The sequence below is a fragment of the Duganella guangzhouensis genome, from assembly GCF_009674535.1.
GTDB classification, from domain to species: Bacteria; Pseudomonadota; Gammaproteobacteria; order Burkholderiales; family Burkholderiaceae_D; genus Rugamonas; species Rugamonas guangzhouensis.
In genome coordinates this window covers 171612-187850 of sequence record NZ_WKJK01000010.1, presented here as the reverse complement: position 1 = coordinate 187850, position 16239 = coordinate 171612, and the positions used below count along the sequence as shown (strand labels likewise).

12 protein-coding genes and 1 other RNA gene are annotated in these 16239 nt (G+C 62.8%); 9 read left to right on the top strand and 4 right to left on the bottom strand.

Annotation, left to right across the window (positions count from 1 at the left end; translation table 11 throughout):
- Position 1 precedes the first annotated feature (1 nt).
- Positions 2-1465 (top strand): FAD-dependent monooxygenase, encoded by a 1464-nt coding sequence (locus GJ699_RS19865; protein WP_229262191.1) that lies wholly within the window; start codon positions 2-4, stop codon positions 1463-1465.
- On the opposite strand, the gene GJ699_RS19860 is transcribed toward GJ699_RS19865, so the two are convergent.
- Complete coding sequence (locus GJ699_RS19860; RefSeq protein ID WP_154379457.1) at positions 1455-4061, bottom strand: beta-galactosidase; 2607 nt, start codon at positions 4059-4061, stop codon at positions 1455-1457. The two genes, GJ699_RS19865 and GJ699_RS19860, sit on opposite strands and share 11 nt — an antisense overlap.
- Complete coding sequence (gene dgoD / locus GJ699_RS19855) at positions 4055-5203, bottom strand: galactonate dehydratase (RefSeq protein ID WP_154379455.1); 1149 nt, start codon at positions 5201-5203, stop codon at positions 4055-4057. Before dgoD ends, GJ699_RS19860 begins: the two co-directional genes overlap by 7 nt.
- 209 nt (positions 5204-5412) lie before the next feature.
- On the opposite strand from dgoD, the gene GJ699_RS19850 reads away from it, so the two are divergent.
- The 8 genes from GJ699_RS19850 (at position 5413) to GJ699_RS19815 (ending at position 14381) form a co-directional block, all read left to right on the top strand.
- Positions 5413-6330, top strand: a complete 918-nt coding sequence (locus tag GJ699_RS19850; protein ID WP_229262190.1) for an SMP-30/gluconolactonase/LRE family protein — start codon at positions 5413-5415, stop codon at positions 6328-6330.
- A 58-nt stretch (positions 6331-6388) separates the two neighbouring features.
- A complete protein-coding gene (locus tag GJ699_RS19845) occupies positions 6389-7357 on the top strand; it encodes a LysR substrate-binding domain-containing protein (RefSeq protein WP_154379453.1) in 969 nt (322 codons plus the stop codon).
- Between the two features lie 138 nt (positions 7358-7495).
- Positions 7496-10093: a TonB-dependent receptor gene (locus GJ699_RS19840; protein WP_154379451.1), complete on the top strand. Its 2598-nt coding sequence runs from the start codon at positions 7496-7498 to the stop codon at positions 10091-10093.
- 81 nt (positions 10094-10174) lie between these two features.
- Positions 10175-12979, top strand: coding sequence for a beta-galactosidase GalA (gene galA / locus GJ699_RS19835; RefSeq protein ID WP_229262189.1), 2805 nt, complete (start codon positions 10175-10177; stop codon positions 12977-12979).
- Positions 12980-13067: 88 nt separating this feature from the next.
- Positions 13068-13322: a cell division protein ZapB gene (locus GJ699_RS19830; protein WP_154379449.1), complete on the top strand. Its 255-nt coding sequence runs from the start codon at positions 13068-13070 to the stop codon at positions 13320-13322.
- Entirely contained in the window at positions 13319-13630 is a 312-nt protein-coding gene (locus GJ699_RS19825; protein WP_154379447.1) for a cell division protein ZapA, read from the top strand. The genes GJ699_RS19830 and GJ699_RS19825 overlap by 4 nt, the downstream gene beginning before the upstream one ends.
- 48 nt (positions 13631-13678) lie before the next feature.
- Positions 13679-13858, top strand: a non-coding RNA gene (ssrS, locus tag GJ699_RS19820) — 6S RNA.
- 64 nt (positions 13859-13922) lie between these two features.
- Positions 13923-14381: an EVE domain-containing protein gene (locus GJ699_RS19815; RefSeq protein WP_154379445.1), complete on the top strand. Its 459-nt coding sequence runs from the start codon at positions 13923-13925 to the stop codon at positions 14379-14381.
- Here GJ699_RS19815 and lgt read toward each other — a convergent pair.
- Together lgt and GJ699_RS19805 are read right to left on the bottom strand one after the other, a co-directional pair.
- Positions 14365-15222: a prolipoprotein diacylglyceryl transferase gene (gene lgt / locus GJ699_RS19810; RefSeq protein ID WP_154379443.1), complete on the bottom strand. Its 858-nt coding sequence runs from the start codon at positions 15220-15222 to the stop codon at positions 14365-14367. The two genes, GJ699_RS19815 and lgt, sit on opposite strands and share 17 nt — an antisense overlap.
- Positions 15216-16112, bottom strand: coding sequence for a LysR family transcriptional regulator (locus GJ699_RS19805; protein ID WP_154379441.1), 897 nt, complete (start codon positions 16110-16112; stop codon positions 15216-15218). Before GJ699_RS19805 ends, lgt begins: the two co-directional genes overlap by 7 nt.
- Positions 16113-16239: the final 127 nt, after the last annotated feature.

Below are 16239 nucleotides of genomic sequence, written 5' to 3'. Positions count from 1 at the left end.
TATGGATACTGATGTCTTGATTGCCGGTGCGGGGCCGGTGGGGTTGTTCCTCGCGGGGGAGTTGGCGCTGGCCGGCTGTTCGGTTGTGGTGCTGGAGAAGGCTGAGTGCGCGGAGTCGCCTTTGAAGGTGCTGCCGTTTGGGATACGCGGCTTGTCTTCGTCTACCGTGGAGGCGCTTGAGCGACGTGGTTTGTTTGAGGCGCTGCAGCTGCACAAGCGTATGCGTAATCCGTTCGGCGATGGCGCTTCTACGCAGGCCGGCCATTTCGCCGGCATCCCTTTTCATTACGGTGATATCGATCGCGCGCAGTGGCCCTTCCGTCTTTCCGGTGCGACGCCTGTTCATGCGCTGGCGGAGATGGCGGAGCTGGAGGCGATGCTGGAGCAGCGCGCGTTGTCGCTTGGTGTTGTGATCCGGCGTGGCTTGGCGTTGGAGTGCGTTGAGCAGGATGCGGATGCGGTGCTGGTACGCGCCGGCGGACAGTCCTTTGCGGCGCCCTGGCTGGTCGGCTGCGATGGCGCCCGCAGTGCGGTGCGCAAGCAGTGCGGCTTCGCGTTCGAGGGGACGGAGCCGGAGTTCACCGGCTATACGGTCAAGGTGGAATTTGCGGATCCGGCGCTGTTGCCGCCTGGCCGTAATGTGACGCGCGCCGGGATGTACTTTCAGTCGCAGCCAGGCTACGTAGCGATGCAGGATTTCGATGGCGGCGCCTTTCATCATTCCGGCGCGCCGCTGACGTTGGAGCATGTGCAGCAGGTGCTGCGTCGCTTGTCCGGCACCGAGGTCACGCTGACGGCGCTGCATGTGGCTACTACCTGGACTGATCGCGCACGTCAGGTCACGCAGTATCGCCATGGACGCGTGCTGCTGGCCGGCGATGCGGCGCATATTCATTCGCCGCTGGGCGGGCAGGGGCTCAATCTGGGCATCGGTGATGCGATGAATCTGGGCTGGAAGCTGGCGGCCACTATTCACGGTCAGGCGCCGCATGGTTTGCTCGATACTTATCACGCGGAGCGCCATCCGGTCGGCGCGCAGGTGCTGGACTGGTCGCGCGCGCAGGTGATGTTGATGAAGCCGGAGGCGCTGCCGCTGCACGCGATCTTCCGCGATCTGATGAAGACGCGCGATGCGGCAACCTATGTCGCCGGCCGTGTATGGGGCGTGCAGACGCGCTACGATTTGGGCGATCCGCATCCGCTGGTCGGCCGCAGTGTGCCGGATTTTGAGTTTGAGGATGAAATGACGCTGGCTACGCTGCTGCGTGACGGTCAGGGACTGCTGCTGGACTTGGGCGCCGACGTAACGCTGCCGGGTGTGAGGCACGTTGCGGCCAGTGTGAAGAATACGCTGGGTTTAAGCGCGCTGTTGATACGGCCGGACGGTATCGTGGCTTGGGTGGCGGACGGCGCGCCCGATTGCAGTTCACTGCATCAGGCGGCCGTCCGCTGGTTCAAGGTGTGACGCGCAGTTGGTACACAGGGATCACGCGTACGCCGCGTACCTGTGCGATCTGTTTGTCGCCACCAAAGTTGGGACGCGCTTCCTTCGGCAGATAGATCTGCGCGTCGGCCCGCAACGGCAGCACCGATACGGTCAGCGGTTGATCCAGCAGCGCGGCTTGCTGGCGCAGGCCGAACTGCCATTGGTAGCCGCTATAGTACCAGTCGTCCAGCAGTCGGGTGCCGGAGTACAGGCGGCCGATGTCGCCGACGAAGTCGATCTGCAGCAGGGCGTCGTCCAGTCCTTTCAGCTGTTCGCGCGGGACGTTGATCTGCCACGCGGCGGCTGCCTTGAAGTTCTCTGGCAGCGGCTGGATCGCGGCTTTCGCTGTGCCGCCGATGACGACTGGCGATGCTTCCTGCGCGTTGCGGGTCTGCGTGATGGTGGCTTGCAGTTCGCGTGATGGCAGTGTGGCTTCGAAGGTCTGGAAGATGCCGTCGTTGCCGGCGGCGCGCAGGGCTACCGTGGCGGCTGCGCTGTCGCCGGCGGCAAACGCGCCGTCGTTCGAAGGCCGCGTGGACGACGCGCCACCGGTGCGGTTGCGCGTCGAGCCGGCGGACGCCGTCGACCATTCGGCGCCGGTGCTGGTGGCTTTTGGCGCGCCACTCAGCGCGGGGTAGACCGCGAAGCGGAATTTGCTGTCACCCACCGAGCGCAGTTGCAGCGCGTTGCCATCGACGTAAGCCTGATCGGCGCTGAGCAGCAGACGGCTTTGGCCAGCCAATTGCACCACGCTGAGTTGCTGCGCCTGTTCCGCCGTCAGTACGACGATGGTCAGTGGACGCTTGCCGCTACGTTGCACGCTGATGGCGGCGCCAGTGCCAGGCTGCACGCCGGAGACCAGCGTGTAGGTGCCGGTGCTGCCGCCGACAGTGACCAACTGCGACAGCTTCGCGCCCGGTGCGCTGACCTGCGCGCCGTCGCCCAGTGCGAATTCCACCGGCACGCCGGCGCTGGCCGCAAACACGGCTACGACGCCGGCTTTGCCCTGGTCCAGCAGCGTCACCGGTTGCGCGGTGGCATAGTGCAGGTTGGTGCCGTCCAGGTCCAGGTTCAGCGGCCAGATGAAGTAGGCGCCATCGGCGATGTCGACCGGCTTGCTCGGCAGCGTGATGCTTTGTCCTTGCAGATGGATGTTGAACTGGGTGGCCTGCTGTGCCGCCATCGGATACTGGCGTACGTGGTTGTTCACGAACAGGAAGCCGCGATCACCTTCGCTGCGCACCGCGAAGCGCGCGGTTTTCAGGTCGTCCGGCGTGGCCGGCGAGGCATCCGGTTTACGCACCGTCATCGGCGCCAGGCGCGAGCCGAAAGCGTGCAGGAACAGGTGATATGGACGCAGCTTTTCCAGCACCTTGCGCTGCTGGCCGTCCGGGCCGAGCGGCGCCTGGAAGTCGTAGCTGATCATGGTGGTGTCGTTGTAGCCGCCACTGAGCGTGCTTTCTTCCATGCCGCTGCCACCGAGGCTCAATGGATTGCGGCCGCCATGGAACATGTAGTAGCCCATCAGGTTGACGCCGGAGCCCAGCTGCACCGGCAGCATGGAGGCGATGTCGTCGGCCGACACCACGGTGCGGCGGCGATACATGAAGGGCAGGCCGGCGCCGTATTCGGCGCCGAGGAATGGCGTCACGTCCTTGTCGGTTTCGGCGGTGCCGGGCGCGTGGGCCGCAGTCTGCGCACCGAGGTCGCCGCTGACGCGGGTGTCGAAGCGGAACGCGTAGGTTTCTTTCGGCGGCAGCTCTTTGGTGCTGATGCCCCACGGTTCATCGGGATAGCCGCCAAACACCGGTGTCACTTCGCCGCTCGGATAGATGGTGCCATCCCAGCCGGTGACGGTGTAGTAAGGCACGTCCATGCCCGCCTTCAGCGCCAGCTTTTTCAGCGCGGCGATGTGGGCGACGCCTTTGCCGGGGCCATCGATGTTGTATTCGTTTTCAAGCTGGATGCCGATCACGTGGCCGCCATCTTTCCACAGCTGGCCTTTCAGCTGCTGGCCGATCTGGCCATACAGGCGCTCGATCAAGCGCATGTACTGCGGATCGTTGGAGCGGGTCGGCATGGCGTTGACCACCCAGTCCGGAATGCCGCCGTAGCGCACTTCGGCGTGCGCCCATGGACCGACGCGCACCACCACATCCAGACCAGCCTTGGTGGCCAGCTGCACGAAGCGGCGCAGGTCGCGATTGCCGGACCAGTCGAATTTGCCTTCGGTTTCTTCGTGATGGTTCCACATCACGTAGCTGGCGACGATGTCGATGCCGGCCGCTTTCATCTTGCGCAGTTCCGCTTCCCACTGCGAAGCGGGCGTGCGGCTGTAATGGAATTCGCCCATCACCGGCAGCCATGGGGCGCCGTTGCGGGTCAGGTAGCGGGCGTTGGTACCGAGCGTGTCGCCGTTGGGGGCGACCGCGCTGCCGAGGCGCAGCGCGGCGTTGAGCGGGGCGGGCGTTGGTGCGCGGGCGTCAATGGACAGCGTGCCGGCGCCGGCAAAGCCGGTGGCCAGCACGCTTGCCACCACCGCCGCGCAAATGCGGAGGCGGGGCGAGATTACCATTCTGCGACGCTACCGTCTTCGTGACGCCACACTGGATTGCGCCAGTCCGGCGCATTTTTGCTGGCTTCGATAACGCGTTCCTCGTCCACTTCGACGCCCAGGCCCGGTTTCGGCAGCGGATTGCAGTAGCCGTCGACGATCTTGAAGTCTTCCTTGTTGATGACGTAGTCCAGCAGCTCGCCGCCCTTGTTGTAGTGGATGCCCATGCTCTGCTCTTGCAGCACGGCGTTGTACGACACGAAGTCGACGTGCAGGCAGGCCGCCAGTGCGACCGGGCCCAGTGGGCAGTGCGGCGCCAGCGTGATGTCGTAGGCTTCGGCCATCGAGGCGATCTTCAGGCACTCGGTGATGCCGCCAGCGTGCGACAGGTCCGGCTGCACGATGGACAGGCCACCGGCCGCAAACACGTTCTTGAATTCGAAGCGCGAGTACATGCGCTCACCGGCGGCCAGCGGGATCGAGGTCATCTCGGCCAGGCGTGGGTAGTATTCGGCCTGCTCGGCCAGTACCGGTTCTTCGACGAACAGCGGACGGAATTGTTCCAGTTCGCGCAGCAGCGTTTTGGCCATCGGCGCGGCCACGCGGCCGTGGAAGTCGAGGCCGAATTCGATGGTGGTGCCGAACGCTTCGCGGATTTCGGCCACGCGGCGCACTGCTTCATCCACCTTGGCCGAGGTGTCCAGCATGCCCAGTTCCTCGGTGCCGTTCATCTTGAAAGTATTGAAGCCGCCCTGTTGCAGCGTTTTGATTTGAGCGATGATGTCGGATGGACGGTCGCCGCCGACCCAGCTGTACATCTTCATGCGGTCGCGCACCAGGCCGCCCAGCAGTTCGTACACCGGTTTGCCCAGTACCTTGCCCTTGATGTCCCACAGCGCCTGGTCGATGCCGGCGATCGCGCTCATCAGGATGGCGCCGCCACGGTAAAAGCCGGCGCGGTACATGGTTTGCCACAGGTCGTTGATGCGCGACGGGTCCTGGCCAATCAGATAGGGTTCCATTTCCTGTACCGCAGTCTCCACGGTGCGGGCGCGGCCTTCAATCACCGGTTCGCCCCAGCCCACGATGCCCTCATCGGTTTCGATTTTGAGCAGCATCCAGCGCGGTGGAACACGGTAGGTCGTCAGTTTGATGATTTTCATAGGGTCAGGTCAGGGTATGGTTCGGGGAACAGCGCTCAGTCTAAAGCGGGTGGCTAGACTGGAAATATGATTAATTCGCGAGCTGCCATATCAATATCGGATAGCAGCAGCTATCCGATATCGGCATGGCTGGCGGCGCTTAATTCATAGCAGTACGCCGACCCGCTCGCTTAGACTTTTAACTATCGAAAACCGTCCCCAGGAACCGCATGAATGCCCCCAGCACCACCGTCACCGCCACCCCCGGCATTATGCTGATCCGGGTCGGCCAGGCCGGTTGCTCGCTGCGCTGGGACGCCGCACGGCAGTGCTGGCGTTGGCCGGACCCGGTCGGCAGCCAGCTGTACGCATGGCCGGCGCCGCCCGCCATGCCGAGTGGCAGCCGCATGTTGGAAAGCGCCTGTGTGATGGCTAGTTGCAGCTCGGGCCGGCTGCTGGTCGGGCAGGGCAAGCGGCTGGGCATGCTGACCCTGCCGCAGCCGGGCCAGCCCAGCCGTCCACTGCAGGCGCAGGTGCTGATTACCATCGACGCCGCCGAACCGCGCACCCGCATCAGCGACGGTTGCGCCGACCGCGACGGCAATTTCGTGTTCGGCACCGCCAACGCGGCCCAGGATCAGCGCCCGATCGGCAGTTTTTACCAGTATTCGCAGCGTCACGGCCTGCGCCGGCTGGCGCTGCCGGCGGTGGCGGGCGCCACCAGCATCGCTTTCAGCCCGGACGGCCGCCGCATGTATTTTGCCGATGCCGCGCGCGGCGCCATCCTGCACTGCGACTATGATGCCGAGCGCGCCAAGGTGAGTGGAACGAAAACGTTTTCCGAGCTACTGGCACCGGGCGCCGGCGCGGCCGTGGTCGACAGCGCCGGCCAGCTGTGGAGCGTGCAGGGCGGGGTGCTGGTACAGTATGACGCCAGCGGCCACGCGCTGCGCCAGATCGCGCTGGCGCGCGAGGCGGTGGCCAGCGTCTGTTTTGGTGGCGCCGGATTGGATCAGTTGCTGATGCTGGGCGCCCAGGGCGGCCTGTACGGCCTGCCGCCCGATCTGGCCAAGGGCCAGGCCGCCGGCCTGGCCGATACCCTGTTTATTGACTGCGGGAGCGCTTCCAGTAGCGAATTGCGTGCGTAGCGGTGATTGACGCTGGTTCAGCCCGCATTTATGATGGGCAACCAACCTTTTCACCTATATGACTGACGCACGCTCGGACCGCTTTGTTCGTTCCCACCTGAAAACCCGCCATTTGGTCCTGCTGGTCGAACTGGGCCGGCATGGCTCCATCGCCCACGCGGCCCAGGCCGCCAATCTGACGCAACCCGGCGCTTCCAAGCTGCTGGGCGAGCTGGAGCACGCGCTCGGGGTGCAGTTGTTCGAACGTCTGTCGCGCGGCGTGGCGCCGACCTGGTATGGCAAGGTGTTGATCCGTCGCGCTGGCGCGGCGCTGGCGGAAATGGACGCGGCGCACCAGGAAGTGATGGAGCTGCTGTCCGGCCTGCGCGGCCGGGTGGGGGTGGGCACGGTGCTGGCACCGGCCACCGGGCTGGTGCCGAAGGCGATCAATCTGCTGAAAGAGCGCCATGCGCGCGTGCATGTGGCGGTCACCATGTCGACCAGTAAAGTGCTGGTCGAACGCTTGCGCAGCGGCGAGCTGGATCTGGTGGTGGGCCGCATCCTCGATACCGAGGCCGCCGATGAATTGAATTTCGAACCGCTGACCGACGAGCCGCATTTGCTGATCGCGCGCGCCAGCCATCCGCTGATGACGCGCACCGATCTCAAACTGGAACACTTGATGGAGCAGTGCTGGATCCTGCCGCCGGCCGGCTCCATTCTGCGCGATCGTCTGACCGCGCTATTCCTGTCGCATGGTCTGGAGCAGCCGGCTGAAACCGTCGAGACGCTGGACATGCCGGTGGTGGCCAGCCTGCTGCTGAATAACGATATGGTGGTGGCGCTGCCGGCCGAGGCGGTGCAACCCTATCTGGACGCCGGCCTGTTGAAGGTGCTGCCGTTCGAGCTTGGCGTCAGCATGGATTCGTTTGGCATTGTGACGCGCAAGCGACACCAGCTCTCGCCTGGCGCCGACGCCATGCTGGCCGCGCTGCGCGACGCCGCAGCTGGCATCTATCCTCATTATCGTCCGCCTGTTCAGACTTGAAACGTTGTCTGATATACGAACTTGGTATGGCCCGCACTAAATAAGCTATTGGTTTCGAAATAGGTGTTTCGTTAGCATCCGGTTATCCGTCCACATCTTCACCAGAGACGGGACAAATACAAACACTGGAGATGCACAATGAAACATAAAAAAATGAGCTGGCTGATTGCCACGCTCTTCACTTCCCCGCTTCTCGTCCAGGAAGCATTTGCGCAAGATGCAGCAGCTGACAGCATCCAGCAAGTCAACGTGACCGGCATTCGCGCCTCGGTACGCAATGCGTTGGCAGCCAAGGATGCGTCGAACAGCATCGTTGAAGTTATCTCGTCGGAAGACATCGGCAAACTGCCGGACACCACCATCGCTGAATCGCTGGCCCGCTTGCCTGGCCTGTCGTCCGGCCTGGATCGTGGTAACGCGTCGCAGATCATCGCGCGCGGCATGGGCCCACGCTTCATCGGTGCCACCTTGAACGGTCGTGAACTGGCCTCGTCGGAGCCTAACCGCGCCGTGCGTTTCGAGCAGTTCCCGTCGGAGTCGGTCAGCGGCGCCACCGTGTACAAAACCCAGGAAGCCAGCCTGGTGGAAGGCGGTATCGCCACCACCATCGACCTGCAGACCGTGTCGCCACTGAAGTACAAGGAGCGTCAGATCTCGCTGAAGGCCGATGCGCTGTACTACCCGCTGGCCAAGGACATCCCTGGCGGCGACAGCAAAGCGCCTCGCCTGGGCGGTATCTATGTCGACCAGTTTGCCGACCGCACCGTCGGTGTGGCGGTGGCGGCCAGCTTCCAGGACCAGCCATCGGTGCAGAAGAATATCCGTCACTGGGGCTTCAATGAAACCAATTCGGTGGACTTGAACGGCGACGGCAAAGTGGACAAGACCCCGTGGGGCTTCCAGGATGAGGCGCGCCGCGGTAAAGACAAGCGCTCCAGTGTTCTGGGCAAGGTCGAGTGGAAACCGAACAGCGATGTGCAGATCACCGCCGACACCTACTACGCTTCGGCCAAGATCAATGAGCGCGGCCTGCAGCACTGGACCGGCGACCTGGGTAACTGGGATGGCTATCAGTCGTCCAACTACAGCAACCTGGATATCCGCAACGGCTACGTGGCCGGCGCCACCGTCAGCGGCGTCAGCGTCATCAACAACGACTTCTACTACGTGCAGGACACCAGCGAAGCCGCCAGTGGCTTGAACGGCAAGTTCAATGTCGGCGAGTGGAAGATCGAAGCCGATCTGTCGTCGTCGCATGCGATGCGCAGCAGCCAGTGGCGCGACCTGCGTCAGTATTCGAAGACCGGCACCAACGTGAGCTGGGACTTCACCGGCAACGAGAATCAGTCGTACAACTTCGGTAGCCTGGACACCGGCAATCCGTCCAACTTCTGGGCGCCAACGCTGTACACCGACACCGACGGCCACGTGAAGGATCTGCTGAACGCCGCTGCGGTATCGGCTTCGCGCCGTATCGACAATGGCTTCATCAGCACCCTGAAGTTCGGCGTGCGTGCCACCGATCGCGAGAAGAGCTACCACCAGACCACCTGGTCGCTGAACCCAACTTCGACGATTCCGGATTCGGCCTACGAGCGCGTGTCGATCGCCGGCTATCCTGACTTCATCCAGTTGAAGGACTTCTACGGCACCGTGTATTCGGCGTTTGGCGCCGATGCCTTCGATCCGAACGGCCGCACTCAGACCCAGAACGACTTGCTGTCGGGCTGGAAGGTCAAGGAGCGCAGCACCTCGGCCTTCGTGCAGGGTGACCTGGACGGCGAAGCCTTCGGCAAGACCTATCGCGGTAATATCGGCGTGCGCCTGGTGCACACCAAGCAGACCGGCTACGGCATGCAGTCGCTCAACGGCGCGGCGGCCACCCCGGTGGAAGACGGTACTTCGTACACCGAAATCCTGCCGAGCATGAATCTGATCTTCGCGCTGGATGAGTCACAGGAAAAGCAGATCCGCTTCAGCGTGGCCCGTGCCATGTCGCGCGCGCCGCTGGACGAACTGCGTGCTTCGCGTAACCTGAGCGTGCCTACCGATTCGACTCAGCCAACCACCGGCAGCGCGGGTAATCCTACCCTGAAGCCGATGATGGCTAATCAGGTCGATCTGGCGTACCAGTGGTTCTTCGCCAAGGGCGCGATCGCGTCGGTGGGCGGTTTCTACAAGCAGGTCACGCGCTACATCGCGATCGAGTCGGACAGCACCACCATCAACGGCCGCACCGCGACCCTGACCCGTTCGGTGAACGGCGAAGGCGGCAACATCCGTGGTCTGGAACTGCAATACCAGCAGTCGCTGAGCTTCCTGCCGGCGCCGTTCGATGGCCTGGGCTTCTCGGGTAACTACGCTTACACCGCGTCCAGCATCCACGAGCAGACCCCGACCACCAATCCGTATCCGATTGAAGGTCTGATGAAGCACAACGGCGGTGTCACGCTGTGGTACGAGAAGGCAGGCTACGAAGCGCGTCTGTCGGCCAACTACCACAGCCCGTTCGTGCGTAATCCAAGCTGGACCGCCGGCCAGCTGCTGATGAACGAGAAGGAAACCTACGTAACGCTGAACCTGGCCAAGCAACTGACGCCTAACCTGCAGCTGCGCTTCGGTATCGACAACCTGACCAACCAGAAGGCTGTCTACACCAGCGGGAACATCCCGGTGCAGCAAGAGGTGACCGAGTTCGGCCGCCGTTACAACCTGGGCCTGTCGCTCAAGCTGTAAGCAGTTCGTAAATTTTTATCGTGGTTTTGCGGAGCGGTGCGTGATGGCGCTGCTCCGCTTTTTTTATCTGGGGAGACTGATTTGAAAACAAAACTGTTTGCCACCATGCTGCTGCTGGTAGCTTGTGCTACCGCCAGCGCCGCCGCGCGCGAGCGCCTGTCGCTGGATCGCGGTTGGCTGTTCCATCAGGGCGACCTGGTTGAAGCGCCCATCGTCGGTCACGAAGAATCCTATAGCAACGCCAAAGCCGGCAGCGCCGGCGGTGCCGCCGGCAGCGAGTACGACGACTCCGACTGGCGTCGCCTCGATCTGCCGCATGACTGGGCCGTGGAAGGCCCATTTGATCCAAAAGCCAATGTGGCGCAGGGCTATCGTCCGCGCGGCATCGGCTGGTATCGCCGCTACCTGAAGGTCGATCCGTCCGACCGCGGCAAGCATTTTGAACTGCAGTTCGACGCCATCGCCACCCATGCCACCATCTGGGTCAACGGCAATGTGGTCAACCGCAACTGGTCCGGCTACAACGCCAGCTATATCGACATCACGCCGTTCCTGCGATACGGCGATGCGCTGAACACCATCGCCATCCGCGTCGACGCGGAAGCGATGGAGGGCTGGTGGTATGAAGGCGCCGGCATGTATCGCCACAGCTGGCTGGTGAAACGCAGCCCGCTGCACGTGGTGACCGATGGCGTGCACGCCACGCCGCGTCAGCTCAAGGACAAGCAGTGGAGCATTCCGGTTGAGGTCACGCTGAACAACAGCGGCAAGCAGGCCGGCGAGGCCACCGTGGAAGTGACGGTGTACGACCCGTCCGGCAAGCAGGTGGCGCAGCGCACGGCGCAGGCGCGCATCGGCGTGCTGGCCACCAGCAGCGTGCAGCTGCCGATTGCGATCAACAATCCGGCGCTGTGGTCGCTGGAGAAAACCAATCTGTATCGCGTCACCACGCGCGTGATCCAGGGCGGCAAGGTGTATGACGAGGTGTCGTTGAACACCGGCTTCCGCACCATCCGCTTCGATGCGTCGCAGGGCTTCTTCCTGAACGGCGTGCACGTCAAGCTGCAAGGAGTGTGCATCCACCAGGATCACGCCGGTGTCGGCGTGGCGGTGCCGGATTCGGTGTGGGAGTATCGTCTGCGTCGTCTGAAGGAGCTGGGTGTCAACGCGATCCGCTTCTCGCACAATGCGCCGGCGGCAGAAGTGCTGGACATGGTGGACCGCATGGGCTTCGTGGTCATGGACGAGAACCGCAACTTCAATCCATCACCAGACTATATGAAACAGCTGGAGTGGATGGTGCGGCGCGACCGTCACCACCCAGGCATCGTACTGTGGTCGGTGTTTAATGAAGAACCGGTGCAGGCCACCGAAGTCGGTTACGAGATGGTGCGCCGCATGTCAGCCGCCGTGAAGGCGCTGGACGATACACGTCCGGTCACCGCCGCCATGAACGGTGGCTTCCTCACCGAGCTGAATGTGTCGCACGCGGTGGACGTGGTGGGCTCTAACTATCAGGTGCCGGACTATGACCGCTTCCACAAGGCGCGTCCTGACAAGCCATTCACGTCGTCGGAAGACACCTCGGCCTTCATGACGCGCGGCGAATGGAAAACGGTGAAAGAGAAGAACCTGATCGCCAGCTACGATGACGATGCGGCGCAGTGGGGCAACACCCACCGCGACGCCTGGGAAGCCATCGCCACCCGTCCTTATGTGGCGGGCGGCTTTGTGTGGACCGGCTTCGATTATCGCGGCGAGCCGACGCCGAATGAATGGCCGTCGGTCAGCTCGGTGTTCGGCATCATGGACTTGAACGGCTTCCCGAAAAACGCCTACTACATTCACCAGGTACAGTGGATCAAGGACCAGCCGCTGATTTACCTGGCCCCGCACTGGAACTGGAAGCAGGGAGACAACGTGCGGGTGATGGTGATGGCCAATGTCGAGCGCTTCAAGCTGCTGCTGAATGGCCGCGAGCTGGCTGACCAGAAGGTCGATCCGTATCGCATGAACTATGTGAACGTGGCTTTTGAACCGGGCAAGCTGGAAGCCATCGGCTACAAGGGTGGCAAGGAAGTCGCGCGCGCGGTGGTGGAAACCACCGGTGCGCCGGTCAAGCTGGAACTGGTGCCGGACCGCGCGCAGCTGGCTGGTGATGGCCGCGATGCGATGCCGATCACGGTGCGCGCGCTGGATGCGCAGGGCCGCGCGGTGCCGCTGGCGAACGATGAGGTGACGTTTGCCATCAGTGGCGGCGGCCGTTCCATCGGCCATGGCAATGGCGATCCGAACTCGCACGAAGACGAGAAGGGCGCGACGCGTCATCTGTTCAACGGTCTGGCACAACTGATCGTGCAGACCAATTACGACAGCAAAGATGCGGTCACCATCAACGCCAGCGCGCCCGGTCTGCAAGCCGCCGCGCTGACGATCCCGGTGAAGCCGGTCGCGGCCGAACCGTTCGTCACGCTGGCCGACGCGCCGCTGACCTTTGTGCGTAGCTGGCGCATCGCGCCGGATGGCGATGCGCGTCCCGATCCGAATCAGAAGCTGGCCAGCTTCGACATGAACACCTGGGGCTGGGGTTCGCCGCCGATGCGCGCCGCCGCTGGCAGCAAGTATCATCTGTACCGCGCTAGCTTCACGCCGCGCAAAAACCTGGCCGATGGTTCGGGTCACATCCGCTTCGCCGCCATCAAGGGCAAGGCGGAGATCTGGCTCAACGGCCAGTTGATTGGCAAGAAGGACAGCTTTGCCGCCGGACCGCTGGACGTGGCGTTGCCGGCCGGCGCCGGCAAGCGTGAACTCAACGTGCTGCTGGAGGCGGAAGCGGGGCAGGGCGTCGGCATCGAAGGCAATGTCACCATCGAGCCAGCCCGATAATTGACACCGAGGAAATAAATCGCGTGCTTGTTGTGCGCAAACACGCGATTCGGTTGACGGCATCCCGCGCGCTGCCTATAGTGGCGGGATGATTTCAGATTTCCAAGAACTGTCCGATAAAATCGACCAGCTGGCCGAAATGACCGCCGCCCTGCGCCGGGAAAACGCCCAGCTGCGTCAAGCCAATGCCGCCCTGGTGGCGGAAAACATGGGTTATCAGCGCCGCATGAGCGAAGCCACCGGCCGCCTCGAAGCGCTGCTGGGAAAAATCCCGGGCCTGGATAGCACCGACACCGAAGACACCGACGACCACTCGCAGCCTGAAAACGAGGACGCACGATGATCCATCTGGATGTGACCATCATGGGCCAGAGCTACAAGCTCGCCTGCAAGGAAGACGAAGAAGCGGCGCTGCGCCGCGCGGCCGCTTTCCTGGACCGGAAGATGTGCGCGATCCGCGACGCCGGCAAAGTCAAAGGCAACGACCGCATCGCCGTGATGGCGGCGCTGAGCGTGGCCGGCGAATACCTGACGGTGAAAGCGCCACAGGGCCCGCTGTCGGATATGTCGCTGCTGGAAGTGCAAACCAAGATCAGTGCCATGCACAAGGTTTTGGATCAGGCGCTGACGCCGCAGGAAACGCTGTTTTAATTTGTGTAAATCGCCCTTCCATTGCGGCGCACAAAAGAGTAAACTTCATTCACCCTGCAGTGTTCGAAACTTGTCATATATTCCTTGAACCATTTTTTTGCACCGGTTACGGAAATTTGTTCGATGGGCGTGAGCGTCGCTAGATCGATGAACCCGAAATTGAACTAACTGTGACCACCTGAGCCTTTTGGTTCGGGATGCCGGCAAGACGGCACAGGCGGGGCCATATTCAACAAAAAGCGGTTGCAAGCATGTGAATGCGCAGCCGCTTTTTTTCGTCTGGAGGTTACATATGCAATACTGGTTGATGAAATCCGAGCCGGATGAAGTGAGCATCGACGATGTGATGGCGTCGCCGCGCCAGACCACCGCGTGGTTCGGCGTGCGTAACTACCAGGCGCGTAATTTCATGCGCGATCAGATGCAGGTGGGGGATGGGGTGCTGTTCTATCACTCCAGCTGCCCGGAGCCCGGTATTGCAGGGCTGGCGGAGATAGTGAGCACTCCTTATCCGGACGCGTCGCAGTTCGACAGCAAGAGCAAATACTACGATGCCAAGGCGACGCAGGAGCAGCCGCGCTGGATCTCGATCGACGTGCAGGGCACACAGAAAACCCGTTTGCTGTCGCTGGCGGAGCTGCGCACGATTCCAGCGCTGGAAGACATGGTGGTGCTGCAGAAGGGCAGTCGCCTGTCCATCACGCCGGTCACACCGGCGCAATGGAAAACCATCATCAAGCTTTTGAAGTAATCGGCGGGCGGCCGTGCTGGCGTACTTTGTACGCCCACACCAGCATCGCGATCGCGGCGACGACCATCGGCAGTGACAGCACCTGGCCGGAGGTGATAGGCACGCCGGCGATGACGCGCTCCCAGTCCGGGGTGCGGAAGTATTCGGTGAAGAAGCGCGCGCAGCCATACAGCAGGGTGTACAGCGCGCCGACTGCCAGGCGCGGACGTTCTTTGCGCGCGAACAGCCAGACGATGATAAACACCAGCAGGCCATCGATCAGCATCTGGTAGAGCGGCGATGGATGGCGCAGCCCTTGCAGGAATACTGGGTCGGGATGCAGCGGGAAGCGCGTGTCCGGCCACAGCATGGCCCAGGGCAGCGATTGGTCGCTGACCACGCGGCCCGGCAGTTCGGCGTTGATGAAGTTACCGAGGCGGCCGGCGGCATACCCCAGCGGTACCAGCGGCGCGATGAAATCGTAGACGTCCAGCAGATTGCGGCCGGCCTTGCGCGCCCACAGTGACATGGCGATCAGCACGCCGAGGAAGCCGCCGTGGTAGGACATGCCGCCATGCCAGACCTTGAAGATTTCGATCGGGTCGGAGAAGTATTTGACCGGCTCGTAGAACAGCACTTCGCCCATGCGGCCGCCGATGATCACGCCCATCATGCCGTAAAAGAGCATGTCGTCCAGATCCTCTTTCTTCCACAGCTGCGCGGCGATGTGCGGCTGCTTGATGCGCACCCGGCCCAGCGCGATGAACATGGCGAAGGCCAGCACGTACATCAAGCCATACCAATGGATGGCGACTGGGCCCAGCTGCAGGGCGATCGGATCGGGCATCGGGTGTATCAGCATACTGTGTTCTTTCGTAGGAGTTCCAAAAAGCCGTGCAGCACTGGCGAGTTGTTATCGCGTCGCCAGGCCAGGCCGGTTTCCACCAGCGGTGTGGCGTCGGCCAGCGCCCGGTATTCTACCCCGGTCCGCATCAGGTTGGAGACCGACTGCGGCACCAGCGCCATGCCGATGCCGGCCGAGACCAGGCTGACGATGGTTTGCATCTGGATCGCTTCCTGGCCGATTTCCGGCGTGATGCCGGCTTCGCGGAACACCGACAGGATGGCGTCGTGCAGCGCCGGCGAGATCGCGCGCGGGAAGATGATCAGCGGTAGCGCGGGCAAGGAGGCCAATGCCAGCTTGCCTTTCTTCTTCAATGCCGGCAGGCCGGAGGGCAGCGCCAGCACCAGCGGTTCGTTCAGCACTGGCAGGTAGTCGAGATCCTGTTTGGCCTTGTCGGGCAGCGGTGGGATCAGCAGGCCGGCGTCGATACGGTTGTGCAGCAGGTCGTCCAGCTGCAGGTCGGAGGTGGCTTCCTGCAGCGTGATCTGCACCTGCGGATACGCGGCGCGGTAGGCGCGCAGGAACGGCGGCAGCACGCTGTAATCGGCCGAGGAGACGAAGGCCAGCGTCAGCCGGCCAACCTCGCCGGCGGCGGCGCGCTGCACCAGCTGCGGCAGTTCTTGCGCTTGCGCCAGCAGGCGGCGCGCTTCCGGCAGCAGCGCGCCGCCGGCTGGTGTCAGTAGCACGCCACGGCGATTGCGTTCGAACAGGGCGGCGCCCAGTTCCTCTTCCAGCGCCTGGATGGTCTGCGACAGCGGCGGTTGCGTCATGTGCAGGCGCAGCGCGGCCTTGCCGAAGTGGAGTTCTTCGGCCACGGTGACGAAGTAGCGCAGCTGTCTCAGTTCCATATGGTTTACTATTGAATTGTGTTGATGTGATATTTTATACGACTCACAGCGGCGGGAATCATATATTTGACATGACGGCAGGGTGGCCGCAAACTCTTATGCTAAGCCAGCATATTTAAGCTCGCCT